This window comes from Pseudarthrobacter sp. S9, assembly GCF_050156545.1.
In the GTDB taxonomy this organism is placed as follows: Bacteria; Actinomycetota; Actinomycetes; order Actinomycetales; family Micrococcaceae; genus Arthrobacter.
In genome coordinates this window covers 1714772-1729842 of record NZ_CP189576.1, presented here as the reverse complement: position 1 = coordinate 1729842, position 15071 = coordinate 1714772, and the positions used below count along the sequence as shown (strand labels likewise).

Sequence of the window (15071 nt, the reverse complement as noted above, 5' to 3'; positions counted from 1 at the left end):
TTCAGCTAGGCAGGCGCAAGCCGCCCAGGTGAAGCTCCGCGAGGCCGTCACTCAGCAGGCCGGCAAGCGCGCGTTCCAGCTGTTCCGGAGCCGAGTTGAGCCGGTGCAGGGCAGCGAGCGGGATGCCGATCCCCTCGGGCTCGAAGCCAAGGTCCGCCGCGGCGCGCTGGAACAGCTCCGGCTCCACGGGCGCCTCCGCCACGCGGAGGACCGCCATCACAGCACCGCGCACCTGCCGGTCCGTGCCGTGCCAGGACTGCCCCTTCGGCGTGTACGTCGGCGGCGGTTCGCCGGCCGCGAGCCACGCGCACGAGTCGCGGACCGGGCAGTCCCCGCACTTCGGCGACCGCGCCGTGCACACCAGCGCCCCGAGTTCCATGACGGAGGCATTCCAGCGCACGGAGGCGCCGACGTCGTCCGGCAGCACCTGCGCGGCCAGCCTCATTTCCGCCGCGGTCAGGGCCCGCGACGGCAGGGCAGTGCCCGCGAACAGGCGCGCGTGGACCCGGCGGATATTGGTGTCCACCACCGTCTCGCGGCGGCCGAAGGCGAAGGCCGCAACGGCCGCGGCCGTGTAGCTGCCCACGCCCGGAAGCTCCAGCAGATCCGCATACGTGCCCGGAACCTTCCCGCCATGGTTGTCCCGGATGGCGACGGCGGCCGCGTACAGGCGCAGGGCCCGCCGGGGATACCCGAGTCGCCCCCAGGACCGGACGGCCTCGCCTGCGGGTTCCCGGGCCAGAGCGGCCGGCTCTGGCCAGCGCCGCAGCCACTCCTCCCAGACCGGCAGGACACGGACCACTGGCGTCTGCTGGAGCATGATCTCACTGACCAGTACGCCCCAGGGCGTGCATTCCGCAGCCCGCCACGGCAGCTCCCGGGCGTTGGACCCGAACCAGGCAGCCAGCCCCGCATGGAGTCCGGAGAGATCCTCGGCGTCGGGGAGGAGCCCGCCGGAGAGGGGTTCCCGAGGCGTGGCAGCTGGGATAAGAGGGGATTCGGCTAGAGATTTGATCCATTCAGCGTAATAGATGCCGGCCGTGGTCCGCCCCGCGGCGTGGTCGGAGGCCATACCCTGCGCGGTTCTCTAGGCTAGAAGGATGGTCAGGCAAGGCGATTCAGGAACGAACGGTTCAAGGCCGAAGGTTTCCGGCAGCGTTTCCGGCGGTGTTTCCGGCAGCCGGAAATCCGTGCGGAAACCCGGGCGGGCCCCGCTCAGCCCCGTCTACCGTCGCCGCCGGCTGTTCGTCGGCTCAGTCCTGCTGCTGGTGATCGCCGTTGCCTTCGGCGGCTTTGTTGCAGTCTCCGGCGCCATCAACGGCGGCGGGAAGGCTTCAGGGCAGGGTTCCGGCGGGCAGCCTTCCGGCGGGTCCGCCCAAGTGAACCAGCCGGCGGGTCCGGCCGGCGGGACTCCGGCAGCGTCCACGGCCCCCGCGGCCGCGCCGACCCCCACGGCAATCGACGGCTGCGACCATAACCTGGTGACCGTCACAGCTGCCACCGACAAGCCGGCCTACGCCGCCGGTGAGGATCCGCTGCTCAGCCTGAAAGTCACGAACGGCAACAAGGTGCCGTGCGAGGTGAATATCGGGACGTCACAGATGGAATACCTGATCATCAGCGGCTCGGACCGGATTTTCTCATCCAGGGACTGCCAGGCGGAGAGCACGGAGCTGGTGACGACCATCGCGCCGGGCCAAAGCGAAACCGCGAACTTCCCCTGGCCGCGCAACCGCACGGTGCAGGGCTGCACGCCCATCGAGGCCAAGCCCGGAGCCGGCGGCGCCTATTACGTCTTCACCGCCAGGCTGGCGAACAAGACCAGCCCCAAGGCCGTGTTCCAGCTCAACTGACCATCGATTGCTCCATAGCTGCCGTTCCGGGCCGCCAAAAGGGCAGTTGCGGAGCAACCGACGGGGGTTGCGGGGCCGCGTCAGAGGAACCTGTCCAGCAGGCTTGCCTCGGCCATGCGGCTCAGGCCCTCGCGGACGGTCCGGGCGCGCTGGTCGCCGATCCCGTCGACGGTCATGAGGTCATCGATCGTGGCCGCCATGAGGAACTGCAGGCCGCCGAAGTGGTCCACCAGGCGGTCGGCGACGGCCTTCGGCACCGCTTTCAGGCCGGAGAGCAGGCGGTAACCGCGCGGCTGGACGACGGCGTCGAGGTTGGCCTCGCCGCCTGCGAAGCCGACGATCCCGGCGATCTTGCCCAGATCAATCAGCTCGGTGGGCCCCAGGTTCACGAGGGCTTTGACTGCTTTCTCAATGTCCTCCGCGGTTGCATCCGGGCCCGAGTAGTCGCGGATGATCACATCGCTGCCGGGGCCGCGGCCGACTGTCAGTTCGTCCAGCTGCAGTGACAGCAGGCGGCCGTCTTCGCCGAGTTCCAGGACGTACTGCGAGATCTCCTCGGAGATCCGGCGCACCATTTCCTGGCGCTGCAGCGTCACGGCAACGTCGCGGACGGTCACCATGGCCTCGATTTCGAGGGCGGAAAGCGAGCTGGTCACCTGGTCCAGGCGGGAGCGGTAGCGTTCCAGGGTTGCCAGGGCCTGATTGGCGCGGGCCAGGACCTTCTCCGAGCCTTCCAGGACGTGCCGCAGCCCGTTCACATACAGGGCGATGATCTGCATCGACTGGCTGACCGAGATAACGGGCACTCCGGTCTGGATGGCAACACGCTCCGCGGTCCGGTGCCGGGTGCCGGACTCCTGGGTCTCGATGCTGGAGTCCGGGACCAGCTGGACGGCCGCACGCAGGATGTTGCTGGCGTCCTTGTCGCAGATGATGGCGCCGTCCATTTTGGCCAGTTCCCGCAGGCGGGTGGGCGAGAAGTCGATGCCGATGTCGAAGCCGCCGGAGCAGATGGATTCGATGGTCCGGTCGATGCCCAGCACGATCAGGGCCCCGGTCCGGCCGCGGAGAATGCGCTCCAGTCCGTCGCGGAGGGCGGTGCCCGGTGCCACTCTGCCCAGAGTCGCCTTGAGTGAATCTTCAGGGCTCCGAGCCATAGATTTTCCCCTTCAAAGTTGCAGGGTCCAGCCCGCAGGTACGCCGGTTTCCAAGGTTTCCGGCATGATCAAAAATACTCGGTTGCCCGGTCTGTCCATAGTAGAGGTAAAACAGGGCGTTAACCGCACAGGCAAGCCTCAAAGTGGCTCATCCGGACCTGCCGCAAGACGACCCCGGAACGGACCCGGGGACCACGCCCGGCAAGGGCACTTTGGGCCCCAGTGCCGGGGCCCCGCGGCCTGCGATAAACTGGGAGTCTTGGGTGTATGGCCGGCGTGCAGGCGCCGCGGCCCCCGTATCGCGATCATTCCCAGCCCGCAGCGAAAGTAGCACCGTGTCTCAAGAAGTCCTTAGCCCCGCCCGAGTCCAGGAGATTCACAAGCAGGCGGCCCGGCGTCGGACATTCGCTGTCATCTCACACCCCGACGCCGGCAAGTCCACCCTGACCGAGGCGCTCGCGCTGCACGCGAAGGTGATCGGCACCGCCGGCGCCTCCAGCGGCAAGGCCAACCGCAAGGAGACGGTCTCCGACTGGATGCAGATGGAAAAGGACCGCGGCATCTCGATCAGCTCCGCGGCCCTGCAGTTCGCCTACCGGGACACCGTAATCAACCTCCTGGACACACCCGGCCACGCCGACTTCTCCGAGGACACCTACCGTGTGCTGGCAGCCGTGGATTGCGCCGTGATGCTCGTGGACGCCGCGAAGGGCCTGGAAACCCAGACCATGAAGCTATTCGAGGTCTGCAAGCAGCGCAACCTGCCCATCATCACCGTGATCAACAAATGGGACCGCCCTGGCCTGGACGCGCTGGCGCTCATGGACGAGATCACCGAGCGCACCGGGCTGCAGCCGATGCCGCTGACCTGGGCCGTGGGCATCTCCGGCGACTTCCGCGGCGTGTGGGACCTGCGCAATGACCGCTTCGCGCAGTTCAAACGCAACAACGCCGGCGCCAACATCGCCCTCACCGAGTACTTCACCCCGGACGAGGCCGCCGCCAGCCAAGGCGACGACTGGTCCAACGCCGTTGACGAGGCCGGGCTGGTCATCGAGTCCAACCTGGCGTTCGACGTCGAGGCCTTCCACGCCGGCAAGGCCACACCGATCCTATTCAGCTCGGCCGCCCTGAACTTCGGCGTGAAGGAAATCCTCGACGCCCTCGTGGACTTCGCCCCGCACGCCGCGTCCCGGCCCGACGTCGACGGGGACCCGCGCCCCGTCGATGCCCCCTTCGCCGGATTCGTCTTCAAGGTTCAGGCCGGCATGAACAAGGCCCACCGCGACCACGTCGCCTTCATCCGCGTCTGCTCCGGCATCTTCGAGCGCGGCATGGTGGTCACCCAGGGCAGGACCGGCAAGTCGTTCGCCACCAAGTACGCCCAGCAGGTATTCGGCCGCGAACGCGAAGTCATTGACGAGGCGTTCCCCGGAGACGTCGTGGGCCTGGTGAATGCGTCCTCCCTGCGGGTGGGTGACAGCCTGTTCCTGGATCGGCCGGTGGAGTTCCCCGCCATCCCGCTGTTCGCCCCGGAACACTTCCAGGTGGCGCGCTCCAAGGACCCCAGCCGCTTCAAGCAGTTCCGCCGCGGCATCGAACAGCTGGAGCACGAGGGCGTCATCCAGGTGCTCCGCTCCGACATCCGCGGCGACCAGGCGCCGGTGCTTGCCGCCGTCGGCCCCATGCAGTTCGAAGTCGTGGAGGACCGCATGGCGCACGATTTCAGTGCCCCGATGAGGCTGGAACGGCTGCCGTACTCCATTGCCCGGATTTCGACGGCGGACGCCATGCCGGCGCTGGCCAACGTGCCGGGCGCCGAGGTGCTGCTGCGGTCCGACGGCGAATACCTCGCCTTGTTCAATGACGTCTGGGCGCTGCGCCGGATCGAAAAGAACCACCCGGACCTGACTCTGCTGCCGATCGGCACCCACAACCCCGCCAAGTAGGGGAAACAGCCCGGCGCCCGGCGGGAGAACCGTCAGCTGCCTCGTAGACGGAAAAGACCCTAGCCCTTCCAAAACGAAGCAACCAGACTCTCAAACCCCGTGATCTACACAACGGACAACAGCTGGGGAGCTAAGGATATCGACCCTTTTTGATGACCAGCGCGCGGCCTTCCGCAGTCAATCGGTGTCCTTCGGCGGTCGCCAGGGGCTTGCGCCCAGCATTAGGGGCAAATCATCGGTAACACTCTCGGCCGCGTTGCGCGAGAGGGCCGTCTGCGGGGTGGTGCGTTGACTGACCCTGTGCGTGACCTCGTGAAGGGTTTCGAGGCTCATAACAGGTGGGAATGGCGACTGCGGGGCTGCACAAGCAGATCCTTGCGGACTACCGTTTCCATGGAGGACAAGATCCTTACGTAAATCGAGACCAAGGGAGTTTCAATGGGTGACGTGTGGATTCGTACCGCCAACCAGGGCCTGATTCGGGCCGACAAAGTCACTGAAATTGGAACTTCTCGTGGATCGGTCCACGAGGAGACGGGATATGCGGTGAAAGCCGTCGCGGGAGGTAAGGCCTTCACCCTTATCGACGACAGCGACCTCATGGGAACCCAGACCGAAAGGCTTGACCACGCACGGCAGATGCAGGATGCGTTGTTGCTGGCCATAGATACGGCAAGTGACGCCAACCCATCCATGGTGATCAGCTACGAGAGAGACCGAGAAGGCTGGATGCTCACACCGGCGTCTGATTTGGCGAGCGATTTCCCGCCCCTGAGGTACACGAAAAACTAGGTCCTCCGACTTTGCAGGCAGCCCTTTGATTTTTATTCAGAACCCGTAACCGAAATCAAAGGGCGTCAAAACCCGCAGCCAGAGGTTCTTGAGCTGTGGGTCTGAGGGGCTGGTTATTTCTCGGCCTGGGGCGGAGCTGCGCGGCGGCGTGGGGCAGGTGTCGAGGTCGGTGCGGTGACCGACACGGCGACGTTCCCCACGACCGCGGCAGGAATCTCCCGCCCGATCGAGTGGATCGGCCGCCGCAACACCTGGCAGGTCTCGGCACCGACACGCAGGCCCTGACCTGCGTTCGGCCCTGAGGGTTCTGCTGGGCCGCCCGGCGATCAATGGACGGTCAACGCACGGCCGACCGCAACGCGCTGACTGCCCTGGTTCGCGGCGCAGACTTGGGTATCGACGCCCGCAAACCGTTCAGCGAGACCCAGGTCCAACAATCTAGGCCTGGCGGAGCCGGACCGGCGACGATCCCGCAGCGGCAGTCGCCCGGGCGGAAGCGCGGCGGCTGGCGACCGCGGTCCTCACCCGTGCCCTCGAGGACAACCACGGCGCGCTCTCCAAGCACGTGAACGAACTCGCCAACGGCATCCAGGACATTCAGGGCATCGGGCCGGTCACAGCAACGATAATCCTCACCGCTTACTCCCACACGGGCAGGCTCCGTTCCGAGGCCGCCTTCGCCGCCCTCGCCGCGCCAGCCCCATCCCGGCATCTTCGGGAAACACCACCTGGCACCGGCTGAACCGGCACGGCGACCGACAGCTGAACCGCGCCCTTGATGTCATCGCCCGCACCCGCATGACGAGCGACCCCGACAGCCGCGCCTACACCGAACGCCGCACCAAGGAGGGCAGAACCCGTCGGGAAATCCGCCGCAGCCTCAAGCGCTACATCGCCCGGCAACTCTACCGCTAGCTCAGGACCCTCATGGCTTGACAAGCACCCATAGAAGGGTCGCCTAGCGCCGACCGGCGTGCAGCGCCAGTTCCAGCTCGAACCGTGCCTTCGGGTCCTCCAGCGCGTCGCCGAACAGCTCACGCAGCTGCGCCGCCCGGTAGCCCACGGTTTGAGGATGGATCCCGAGCTCGGCCGCCACCGGACCGCGCTGGCCCCAGTGGCGGAGCCAGGAGAGCAGCGTTTCCGCGAGCCGTTCGCGCTGCGCCGGGCGCAGCCCCTCCAGGGGCGCCAGCCGGCGGTTGGCCAGCTCGGCGATCGCCGAGGGTTCCGCGCCGAGGATGACCTGGGCCAGGTGCTCATCCGCCCAGATGGGAGGTTCCTCCGGCCCGTCCCGGGGCGGCACCACGGACGCCGCCAGCACGGCCAGCCGCAAGGAATCCGGGACTTTCTCCCAGCCGCCGGCGGGGCCCACGGAGGCGCCGCGCCCCAGCAGGGCTTTTTCCAGGTCGGCACGGGCGGCCTTGGACTTTCCCGCCGGGACCAGTGCGACGGCGTCGGTCTCGCGTTCGATCACCAGCGTTCCCGGCCCCAGCCGCAGGCGCAGTCCGGCCGCCCGTTCCACCGGCAGCGTCACCACCGCCATCCGCTGCGGCAGGGACCAGTCCGCCATGGCCGCCGTCTGGCGAAGGGCCGCCTCATCGGCCTGGCCCAGCAGGAGCAAGTCCAGCAGCTCGGTGCGGCGCCGGTCCACCGCGCCTGCCCGTTCGGACTGCTCAAAGGCGTAGGCCTCGGCGCTGACGGCCGACAGCTCGTCGATGTAGGCAAGAATCGACTCACCCAGGTCCACCACCACGCTCTGGCCCAGATGGTGTTCCACGGACACCCGGGACATCTCCCGGAAGGTCACGCGGGCGCCCATGCGGTAGGCGCTCAGGAGCGCGTCCATGCTCCGGCCCTGCCGGAATTCGCCGCTTCCCAGCCCGGCCACCAGCTGCCGGCTCTCCTCGGACAGTGCCGGCAGCCTGGTCCCCGGCAGCTGCAGGAAGCGGTCCAGCGCGGCCGCCACGCCCCGTCGCAGGCCGCGGCCGAAGCGGCCTTCAATGGGCCTGGCATAGGCGGGCACCAGCTGAGGGACGGCCTCGATGATGGCCTCGACGATGCCCGGCATCATGGGCCGCAGCATGTCACTGACCTCCCGCGGCAGGGCCAGCCACGGGGGCTCGTAGGCGGGGGCGGCGGGTTCGCGGGCAGGTGTTGCGTTCATCAACAATCCAAAACGTTGTTCGGTGGAGATAGTTTCCTAGAGTCGATCGTATGCCTTGGGTGAAGAACTATGACCCAAACTGACATAAGCTTGATGAATGATCCGGCTCCGTAAGCTGGCGCGCGCCGCATCTCTACTGACCACCCCCCTAGCTCCAGAAGACATTCTGTCGCTGTTCAATCCCGTATTTTCCGCCCGCCAGTTGCGCGGCGTGGTCACCCGGGTGGTTCCAGAAACGGCCGATTCCGCCACCATTTTCTTCCGCCCCGGCCGCGGCTGGCAAGCACACCTTGCCGGCCAGTGGGCCCGTATCGGCGTCGAGCTCGACGGTGTCCGCCACTGGCGGTCCTACTCGCTCAGCGCTCCCGCCGGCAAGGACCCGGCCATCACTGTCACCGACATGGGTGCCGTCTCCGGGACCCTTGTGCGCACCACCAAGCCCGGCGACGTCCTCTTCCTGGCGCCCCCGCAAGGTGACTTCGTCCTGCCGGAGCACCCGCGACCGCTGCTCATGCTCACCGCCGGCAGCGGAATCACACCTGTCATGTCGATGATCCGCACACTCGTACCGCACCGTCCAGACTCCGACGTCGTGCTCATCCACACCGCGCGCACCGCGGCGGACGCCATCTTCCGTGAGGAACTCGCCGAGCTCGCAGACCAGTTCCCCAACTTCCGCGTCACCCACTGGTTCACGGGGGAACGCGGACGGCTGGACTTCAGTTCCGCCGCTGAGCTGGAACAGCTCTGCCCCGACTGGCGCCAACGCGCCGCCTACGCCTGCGGTCCGGAAGGCTTCCTCGACGACGCCGAGGCGCTCTGGGAAGCGGAGATCGCGGAATCCACCCCTGCCGGGGCAGCGCAGGCCGCCACGCTCACCATCGAACGCTTCAGCACCAGCCTGGCCGGCGGCGAGGGGCACGACGGCGGACTGGTCACCTTCGAGGCCTCCGACCGCGAAGTCGAAGCGGACGGCGACACGCCCCTGCTCGACGTCGGCGAGGACGCCGGGGTCCTGATGCCCAGCGGCTGCCGCATGGGCATCTGCCACAGCTGCCTCATCCCGCTCAGGGCCGGCCAGATCCGTGACCTCCGCACCGGCGAAGTCCATGGCGAGCCGGGCCAACTAATCCAGACGTGCGTGTCGGCAGCCGCCGGACCCGTTAACCTCGACCTCTGAGGAGTACCACCGTATGACGATTGTTTCGAACAGACCGGACATTTCCGAAGATGGCGCTGCCCGGGAGGGCGGTTCCAACGACGGCGTTCCCCCGGCAAAGGCGACCACGGCCGTGAAGACGCGGCCCGGTGCGCTCGCCGAGTCCGGAAGCCCGTTGCTGCGTCCGCCCTCCGCCGCGCACCTCTCCGACGAGCAGGTTGCCGAGCTGGGCCGAGAACTCGATGCCATCCGGGACGACGTCCTCGCCAAGCGCGGAGCGTCCGACGCCGCCTACATCCGCCGCATGATCAAGATCCAGCGCGGGCTGGAGCTTTCCGGCCGTGCCCTGCTGCTGGTTAGCCGCAAGAAGCCCGCCTGGATCGCCGGCACGACGCTGCTGAGCTTCGCGAAGATCCTGGAAAACATGGAGCTCGGGCACAACATCCTGCATGGACAGTGGGACTGGATGCGGGACCCGGACATCCACTCCACCACGTGGGAATGGGACTTCGTCACCCCCGCGCGCGCCTGGCAGCACACGCACAACGATCTGCACCACCGCTGGACCAACGTCATCGGCAAGGACAACGACGTCGGGTACAACCTTCTGCGCATGGACCCCCAGCAGGAATGGAAGCCCTTCAACCTGGGCAATCCGCTCTACAACGCGCTGCTGGCACCGATCTTCGAGTGGGGCATTGCGATCTACGACCTCGAACTGAACGATTACAAGGAGGGCAAGAAGACCAAGGCCGCCCTCGTCAAGGACCTCAAGGCCCTCGGCCGGAAGGCGCTCAAGCAGTTCACCAAGGACTACGCCGCCACGCCCGCCGTCGCCATGCTGACCGGCTCCGGCAAGCAGGCCCTCTACGGCACCCTGACCGCCAACGCCGTCCGCAACGTGTGGGCGCACGCGGTGATCTTCTGTGGTCACTTCCCCGAGGGCACTGACACGTTCACCGAAGAAATGGTCGAGGGCGAGACGCGCGGCGACTGGTATGTCCGGCAGATGATCGGCTCGGCCAATATCTCCGGGTCCAAGTTCATGCACCTGATGACGGGCAACCTCTCGCACCAGATCGAGCATCACCTCTTCCCGGACCTGCCGTCCAACCGCTACGCCGAGGTGGCGCCCAAGGTGCAGGAGATCTGCAAGCGCTATGGCCTGACCTACACAACGGGCCCGCTGCTGAAGCAGGTCGGTTCCACCTGGGCCAAGGTCTTTAAGCTGGCCCTGCCTTCCAAGAAGGCCTAGGGCCCAAGAACGATTGAGAAGGTGGGCCTGCCGTCGCGGCAGGCGCACCTTTTTTCTTTCCCCGCTAGTGCACCTCTGCGGGATTGAGTTTCAGGCCCCGCAGCGGCTGGGCATCCAGGGCAACGACGATCGTGGAAGCGGGCATCAGCACGGCGCCGGCCGGGCCGAGCCCGACCTGGTGCAGGGCGTTGCGGCGGCTGGTGGGCTGCACTACGGCTCCTCGCCCAGCACCAACAGGTTCTCGCGGTATTGCTCCGCGGTGAGCTCCCCTCGCGCAAAGCGTTCATCAAGGATGAGGCGCGCCTGGCTCCTTCCGCCCGATGGTCCGGGGCCGCCGGGGGGAGCGCCCGGGCCCGGCGCGCCGAATTGTCCTGTGTTGAATTGTCCAGTGTTGAACGGGCCCGGGCCATAGTGTCCCGGCCCGCCTGGTCCAGGACCGCCGCGGCTGACTCCACCCGTGAAGATGCGGACCGCCAGCAGCACAAGCACCGCGATCCCGATCAGCAGCAGCAGCCCCCAGAGCCAGACGAGGCCCATGCCGTTTCCGTAACCCCACATCATGGCCAGATCCCTTCGCCGGTGGCCGCCTCTCATCCCATGGTGCGCCCGCCGCCCGCCGGCGACTAGGGTCCTTAGTCGCTTGTGGAGCGGCGGCACCATGCCTGACGCTGAGGGTGGGCCATCGCGGCCGGCCGTCAGCTGATCAGCAGCCCCAGCGCCTCGGCCAGGTGCCCGACCTCCCGGACCGAGAACCCGGCGGGGACGGGACCGGGCCCGTTCGGACTCGCGGGAACCACCGCATGGGTGAATCCCAGCCGGTGGGCCTCCTGGATGCGCTGGTTGATGCCCGGCACGGGACGGACCTCGCCGGCCAGGCCCACCTCGCCGAAGGCAATGAGCCGCTGCGGCAGGGGTTTTTTGGCTTTCGCGGAGGCCACGGCCAGCGCGACGGCCAGATCCGTGGCGGGTTCACTCAGCTTCACGCCGCCGACCGTCGCCACGTAGGAATCATCCTTGTGCAGCAGGCAGCCTGCCCGCTGCTGCAGCACGGCCAGCAGCATCGCCACGCGTGAGCTGTCCAGCCCGCTGGTGGCCCGGCGCGGCTGGGAGCTGGAGCTCTCGGCCAGCAGCGACTGCACTTCGGCCAGCAGCGGGCGGCGACCCTCCAGCGTCACAGTGATGCAGGTGCCGGACACCGGCTCCTTGGTCCGCGAGACAAACAGCCCGCTGGGATCGGCCAGCCCCACAATGCCGTCCTCGTTCAAGTCAAAACACCCGACGTCGTCGGTGGGCCCGTAGCGGTTCTTGACGGCGCGGAGAAGCCGCAGGCGCGAATGGCGCTCGCCCTCGAACTGGCACACCACGTCTACGAGGTGCTCAAGAAGCCTGGGTCCGGCGATGGAGCCGTCCTTGGTCACGTGCCCCACTAACAGCGTGGTCATATTGCGGCGCTTGGCCGCGGCGATCAGGGACGCCGCAACCTCGCGCACCTGGGACACGCCTCCGGCGCTGCCCTCGACATCGGCGCTGCTCAGGGTCTGGACCGAGTCCACCACCAGCAGCCGGGGTTCAAGCCGGTCCACCTGCCCCAGGGCCTGGCCGAGGTCCGTTTCGGCGGAGAGGTACAGCGATTCGGCGACGGCGTCGATCCGGTCCGCGCGGAGCTTCACCTGCGCCGCGGATTCCTCGCCAGTGATGTAGAGGACATCCTGCGCGGTGCGGGCAAACTTGGCCGCGACGTCGAGCAGCAGCGTGGACTTGCCGACGCCGGGTTCGCCGGCGAGCAGGATGACGGCGCCGGGCACGAGCCCGCCGCCCAGTACGCGGTCCAACTCGTCCACGCCGGTGGGCAGGAACGCGGCGGTGGTGGCGTCGACGTCGGCGATCCGGCGGGCCGGTTCCAGCACGGTGGTGGCCGCCGTCGTCCGTGCCACGGCGGCGCCGGTCTCCTCAACGCTGCCCCATGCCTGGCACTCGCCGCAGCGGCCCACCCACTTGGCCGTGGTCCAGCCGCACTCGGCGCATTTGTAGCCCGGTGCCTTGGACGCCCGGGAAGTCTTGGTAGCCATTGCCCCACACTATCCGGGGACGGCGACATCCACGGGCTGGCGGCACGGGCCGGCCCCGGCTTACAGCGGCGGCAGGATGTCCCGGGCTTCCTTGGAATCCACGCCAGCGGCTTCGAGCAGGTCCACCATCAGCGGGCGGAAAAGCATGACCACCGTTTCGCCCTCCAGCAGCCGGACCTCCAGCAGACGGGGATGCAGCCGGCCGGCGACCTCGCTGAGGTCCGTCTTCGCGGCCCGCAGGTGGGCGCGCCGGACGCCGTCGTGGACTTCCGACAGGCCCACGGAGAGGTCGTCAACGGCGTCGGCGGTTTCCCGCAGGACCTCGGCGATGTTCTGCGTGGCCTCGTCCGAGAGCGCCGCATGGTTGATGGCGCTGGTCAGCCGGCGGGCAAAGACCCGGCTGTTGCGCAGCGCCAGGTCGATGAAGTTGAGGGACTGCTCCATCTTGTCCAGCTCCTCCCGGTGCCGCCGGTAGGCGGGTGCCAGCGTTGCGACTTCCCCGGAGGCGCGCAGGGACTGGCGCATGGCATCGACGAGGGGCTGGCAGTTCCGTCCCCGGATCAGCGCATGCCATGCCTGGGTGGAATCGCTGTAACTCAGGGCGGAAGCGCATTCGCGCAGCACCTCCGCGAGCTCGTGCAGGAGCTTCTTGACGTCGTTGCGGGGTTCCCGGCGCGGATCCTTCGGAATCAGGATCGTCACCAGCAGCGCAAAGGTCCCGCCCACCAGGGCGTCGATGCTGCGGGTGAACGGCCCGCCGGCCGGCGCGGGCAGCAGCACCACAAGCAGGGACTGCAGCCCCAGCTGGGTGGTGAAGATCGTGCCGCTGTCCAGGAAACGTGCCAGCAGGATGGAAAAGAGCAGGACGACGGCGGCCTGCCAGATCCCCGCGCCGAGCCAGTGCAGCAGCAGGTCCCCCACGACGATCCCGATGGTGCAGCCCAGGCCGACTTCCACGACGCGGCGCAGCCGGGGATCGCGGGAGAAGCCCAGGGCAATGAGGGACGATGTGGCCGCAAACAGCGGCCCGGTGTGGCCCAGGACGTATTCGGCGAAGGCGTAGGCGCCGACCGCGCAGGCGGTCATCTGGATGGCCGGCAGCAGGGAGTTCCGGCTCCGGACCATCCCGGTGCGGATCCGGCCGCGCAGGAATCGTCTGCTTGCGGAGAGTCCAGTCGCGGCGGCCATGGGTTCAGTCTATTTGCTGGCCACGCCCGCCGGTCACCTACAGCGGCCAGTACGACTGAGCCGCGCCGGACGCAATGGGAACGCGGCAGATGTAAGCCAATGTCCCGGCGTCGTTAACCGGCCGTTCACTTTGGACCCCAATTCTCTTCATCTGGGGAACCTAACTTCAATAGAGGTACAAACCGTACGCATTCCTGCCCGCGGCCTTCTCCGGCCCGGCACGCACAGAAAATCCCTGGAAGGGGTACATCTAGTGAAGGCACTCCGCTTCGGCCGCCACGCGGCTATCGCTGTCATCGCAGCCGGCGCACTCGCGCTCACCGCTTGTGGTTCGGACAACGCAACGAACACCGCCCAGTCCGCCACGCCGTCCGCCGCGGGCGTCAAGGTCACCGGCACCCTGACCGGCATCGGCTCCTCTGCGCAGGGTGCAGCCATGGACGCCTGGAAGACCAGCTTCGCTTCCGCGAACCAGGGCGCCACCGTGCAGTACTCCCCGGACGGCTCCGGCGCCGGCCGCAAGGCGATCCTGGACGGTTCGGCCCAGTTCGGCGGCTCGGACGCCTACCTCAAGGACGATGAGCTGGCCGGCTCCAAGACGGTCTGCGGCCCCGACGGCGCCATCAACATCCCCGTTTACGTCTCCCCGATCGCCGTGGCCTTCAACCTCCCGGACATCAAGGAGCTGAAGCTCGATGCTCCGACCGTCGCCAAGATCTTCCGCGGCCAGATCGCGAACTGGAACGATCCGGCCATCGCCGCGCTGAACCCGGACGCCAAGCTGCCGGACCTCAAGGTCACCCCGGTCAACCGCTCCGACGACTCCGGCACTACCTCCAACTTCACCGACTACCTCGCCGCCGCCGCGCCCGAGGTCTGGACCGACAAGGCTGCAGGCATCTGGCCGGCATCGCTGCAGGGCGAGAACGCCAAGGGCACGTCCGGCGTCGTCAAGACCGTCACCGACACGCCCGGCGCAGTCACCTACGCTGACGACTCCGCAGTGAGCGGCAAGCTCGGCACCGCCCAGATCAAGGTCGGCTCTTCCTTCACGAAGATCTCCGCCGATGCAGCAGCCAAGGCAGTCGACGCCGGCAAGCCGGTTGAAGGCCGTAGCGCCAACGACCTCTCCATCAAGCTGGACCGTACGACCACCATCGAGGGCGCCTACCCGATCGTGCTCGTCTCCTTCCATGTCGTCTGCACCACCTACGACAAGAAGGAGACCGCCGACCTCGTGAAGGCGTTCGAGAGCTACGTCGTGTCCGACGCCGGTCAGAAGGCAGCCGCCGAGGCCGCCAAGTCCGCGCCGCTGTCCAAGACCCTCCAGGACAAGGCCATGAAGTCCATCGAATCCATCAAGGCCAAGGCCTAGGGATACCCTGCGCGTAGAGGCATAGTGGAAACACCAGCCTGACTGTGGTTCCCTGCTCCGATACGGCTGTCACCGACGGCCGGCCCGGGGCAGGGAACCGACGTGTTTATTCG

General features: G+C 67.6%; 13 protein-coding genes and 1 pseudogene. 7 read left to right on the top strand and 7 right to left on the bottom strand.

What is annotated here, in order from left to right; all coding sequences use genetic code 11:
• Window position 1: 1 nt before the first annotated feature.
• Window positions 2–820, bottom strand: coding sequence for an A/G-specific adenine glycosylase (locus ACQCSY_RS08150; RefSeq protein ID WP_427135743.1), 819 nt, complete (start codon window positions 818–820; stop codon window positions 2–4).
• Between the two features lie 280 nt (window positions 821–1100).
• Here ACQCSY_RS08150 and ACQCSY_RS08145 point away from each other — a divergent pair, with 280 nt between their 5' ends.
• A complete protein-coding gene (locus ACQCSY_RS08145; protein WP_427134709.1) occupies window positions 1101–1853 on the top strand; it encodes a hypothetical protein in 753 nt (250 codons plus the stop codon).
• Window positions 1854–1933: 80 nt separating this feature from the next.
• Here the strand turns inward: ACQCSY_RS08145 and disA are convergent, their stop codons facing one another.
• On the bottom strand, window positions 1934–3010 hold the full coding sequence (disA, locus tag ACQCSY_RS08140; protein WP_427134707.1) for a DNA integrity scanning diadenylate cyclase DisA: 1077 nt from the start codon (window positions 3008–3010) through the stop codon (window positions 1934–1936).
• Window positions 3011–3345: 335 nt separating this feature from the next.
• Here disA and ACQCSY_RS08135 point away from each other — a divergent pair, with 335 nt between their 5' ends.
• The 3 genes and pseudogenes from ACQCSY_RS08135 to ACQCSY_RS08125 all read left to right on the top strand — a co-directional run.
• Window positions 3346–4959: a peptide chain release factor 3 gene (locus ACQCSY_RS08135; RefSeq protein WP_427134705.1), complete on the top strand. Its 1614-nt coding sequence runs from the start codon at window positions 3346–3348 to the stop codon at window positions 4957–4959.
• 438 nt (window positions 4960–5397) lie between these two features.
• Window positions 5398–5751 (top strand): hypothetical protein, encoded by a 354-nt coding sequence (locus tag ACQCSY_RS08130; RefSeq protein WP_427134703.1) that lies wholly within the window; start codon window positions 5398–5400, stop codon window positions 5749–5751.
• 565 nt (window positions 5752–6316) lie between these two features.
• Window positions 6317–6522, top strand: a pseudogene (locus ACQCSY_RS08125) (transposase); the annotation flags it as partial.
• A gap of 187 nt (window positions 6523–6709) precedes the next feature.
• Here ACQCSY_RS08125 and ACQCSY_RS08120 read toward each other — a convergent pair.
• Entirely contained in the window at window positions 6710–7912 is a 1203-nt protein-coding gene (locus ACQCSY_RS08120) for a PucR family transcriptional regulator (protein WP_427134701.1), read from the bottom strand.
• Between the two features lie 97 nt (window positions 7913–8009).
• On the opposite strand from ACQCSY_RS08120, the gene ACQCSY_RS08115 reads away from it, so the two are divergent.
• Window positions 8010–9092, top strand: a complete 1083-nt coding sequence (locus ACQCSY_RS08115; protein ID WP_427134699.1) for a ferredoxin reductase — start codon at window positions 8010–8012, stop codon at window positions 9090–9092.
• 13 nt (window positions 9093–9105) lie between these two features.
• Window positions 9106–10326: a fatty acid desaturase family protein gene (locus tag ACQCSY_RS08110; RefSeq protein ID WP_427134697.1), complete on the top strand. Its 1221-nt coding sequence runs from the start codon at window positions 9106–9108 to the stop codon at window positions 10324–10326.
• A gap of 64 nt (window positions 10327–10390) precedes the next feature.
• Here the strand turns inward: ACQCSY_RS08110 and ACQCSY_RS08105 are convergent, their stop codons facing one another.
• The 4 genes from ACQCSY_RS08105 to ACQCSY_RS08090 form a co-directional block, all read right to left on the bottom strand.
• Window positions 10391–10537 carry a hypothetical protein gene (locus ACQCSY_RS08105; protein ID WP_427136043.1) on the bottom strand — a complete coding sequence of 49 codons (147 nt, stop codon included), beginning with the start codon at window positions 10535–10537 and terminating at the stop codon, window positions 10391–10393.
• Window positions 10537–10887, bottom strand: coding sequence for an SHOCT domain-containing protein (locus tag ACQCSY_RS08100; protein ID WP_427134695.1), 351 nt, complete (start codon window positions 10885–10887; stop codon window positions 10537–10539). The genes ACQCSY_RS08105 and ACQCSY_RS08100 overlap by 1 nt, the downstream gene beginning before the upstream one ends.
• A gap of 134 nt (window positions 10888–11021) precedes the next feature.
• Entirely contained in the window at window positions 11022–12395 is a 1374-nt protein-coding gene (radA, locus tag ACQCSY_RS08095) for a DNA repair protein RadA (RefSeq protein ID WP_427134693.1), read from the bottom strand.
• Between the two features lie 60 nt (window positions 12396–12455).
• Window positions 12456–13583: an FUSC family protein gene (locus ACQCSY_RS08090; RefSeq protein WP_427134691.1), complete on the bottom strand. Its 1128-nt coding sequence runs from the start codon at window positions 13581–13583 to the stop codon at window positions 12456–12458.
• 253 nt (window positions 13584–13836) lie between these two features.
• Between ACQCSY_RS08090 and pstS the strand changes: the two genes are divergently transcribed.
• The gene (gene pstS / locus ACQCSY_RS08085; protein WP_427134689.1) at window positions 13837–14958 is read left to right on the top strand and encodes a phosphate ABC transporter substrate-binding protein PstS; all 1122 of its coding nucleotides are present in this window, start codon (window positions 13837–13839) and stop codon (window positions 14956–14958) included.
• Window positions 14959–15071 lie beyond the last annotated feature (113 nt).

Coding starts and splice junctions, on each gene's coding strand:
- ACQCSY_RS08150 (WP_427135743.1), bottom strand. CDS start 820: ATGCTCCAGCAGACGCCAGTGGTCCGTGTCCTGCCGGTCTGGGAGGAG.
- ACQCSY_RS08145 (WP_427134709.1), top strand. CDS start 1,101: ATGGTCAGGCAAGGCGATTCAGGAACGAACGGTTCAAGGCCGAAGGTT.
- disA (WP_427134707.1), bottom strand. CDS start 3,010: ATGGCTCGGAGCCCTGAAGATTCACTCAAGGCGACTCTGGGCAGAGTG.
- ACQCSY_RS08130 (WP_427134703.1), top strand. CDS start 5,398: ATGGGTGACGTGTGGATTCGTACCGCCAACCAGGGCCTGATTCGGGCC.
- ACQCSY_RS08120 (WP_427134701.1), bottom strand. CDS start 7,912: ATGAACGCAACACCTGCCCGCGAACCCGCCGCCCCCGCCTACGAGCCC.
- ACQCSY_RS08115 (WP_427134699.1), top strand. CDS start 8,010: ATGATCCGGCTCCGTAAGCTGGCGCGCGCCGCATCTCTACTGACCACC.
- ACQCSY_RS08110 (WP_427134697.1), top strand. CDS start 9,106: ATGACGATTGTTTCGAACAGACCGGACATTTCCGAAGATGGCGCTGCC.
- ACQCSY_RS08100 (WP_427134695.1), bottom strand. CDS start 10,887: ATGATGTGGGGTTACGGAAACGGCATGGGCCTCGTCTGGCTCTGGGGG.
- radA (WP_427134693.1), bottom strand. CDS start 12,395: ATGGCTACCAAGACTTCCCGGGCGTCCAAGGCACCGGGCTACAAATGC.
- ACQCSY_RS08090 (WP_427134691.1), bottom strand. CDS start 13,583: ATGGCCGCCGCGACTGGACTCTCCGCAAGCAGACGATTCCTGCGCGGC.